The sequence below is a fragment of the Acinetobacter sp. YH12069 genome, from assembly GCF_013419675.1.
Classification (GTDB): Bacteria; Pseudomonadota; Gammaproteobacteria; order Pseudomonadales; family Moraxellaceae; genus Acinetobacter; species Acinetobacter amyesii.
Map to the genome: position 1 here is coordinate 1 of NZ_VOZS01000059.1, position 1,272 is coordinate 1,272.

Below are 1,272 nucleotides of genomic sequence, written 5' to 3' on the forward strand. Positions count from 1 at the left end.
CACTGCTGTCCCATAGTTTGACTTAAATAAAAAACCTGAGTCCAAAATAGTTAAAATGTAAGTGCTAACAAAGACTTCAACTATAAAGGATTCAGGTTTTGTCACATCAGAATACCGTATTTCATCAATTACTCAAGCCTATTTTAAGACAGGATTTTGAACGTTTAGCAAATCAACACCATCATGGGCAAAAGCTACGATCTGCAACTCGATGGGATCAATTCATTGCGATGCTTATGTCCCAACTCTCTTGCAGACAAAGTTTAAGAGATATTCAGTCAAATCTGGAATCTCAACAGGAAAAGCTATATCACCTTGGTGCTAAGAAGATTGCACGAAGTACACTTGCTAGAATTAACGAAGAACAACCTGCTAGTTTATACCAACAACTTTTTAGCAACCTACTTAAGCACTGTGAAAATTCTAAAATTGCTCATAAATTTCGATTTAAGAATCCATTGTATTCACTTGATGCCAGTCATATCGATTTATCACTTTCACTATGTGCGTGGGGAAAAGTACATGAATCAAAAGCGAGTATAAAACTCACAGTAGGATTAAATCATAGTAATACCATTCCTGAGTTTGTAGCGCTTGGAAATGGAATAGAAAATGATATGGTGCAAGGAAGACCTTTCAAATTTCCATCAGGGAGTATTGTGGTATTTGATAAAGGTTATGTTGACTATCAATGGTTTGCAGAAATGACGGATCGGAAAGTCAGTTTTGTTACACGATTACGTCCTAAAACAGTCTATCAAGTAAAATCAAAGAATAAGATACTAACTTGCAAAGGAATTCTTGCGGATGAAAATATTGAATTAAGTAGTGCTTACGCAAAAAAACGTGGAGCACCTAAATTATTAAGACGTATCGAATTTTATGATAAGGACAAAAAGAGAACGTTTGAATTTTTAACCAATAACTTTCATTTAGCAGCATCAACAATAGCGGCTATTTACAAAGATCGTTGGAAAGTGGAATTATTCTTCAAAGCGATCAAACAAAATCTAAAATTGAAAGCATTTATTGGTCGCAGTCGAAATGCAATATTAACGCAAATATGGATCGCTTTAATTGCATATTTATTGGTGAGTTTTGCAAAGCATCTGGCTCAAGAGGGTTGGACTGTTCAACGAATGTTAAGAATTATCCAAGTGAACTTATTCGAAAGGAAGTATTTGAAATCGCTATTCTCACCAGACAAGAGGGTGATAAAACAAGAGGAACCTCAATTGAGGTTCCTCTTGTGATTTTTGTGGGACAGCAGTG

At 35.3% G+C, this 1,272-nt stretch carries 1 protein-coding gene; it reads left to right on the forward strand.

Annotation, left to right across the window (positions count from 1 at the left end; translation table 11 throughout):
• Positions 1 to 98: 98 nt before the first annotated feature.
• Positions 99 to 1,253 carry an IS4 family transposase gene (locus FTU16_RS16405; RefSeq protein ID WP_180163695.1) on the forward strand — a complete coding sequence of 385 codons (1,155 nt, stop codon included), beginning with the start codon at positions 99 to 101 and terminating at the stop codon, positions 1,251 to 1,253.
• The last annotated feature ends 19 nt before the right edge of the window (positions 1,254 to 1,272 follow it).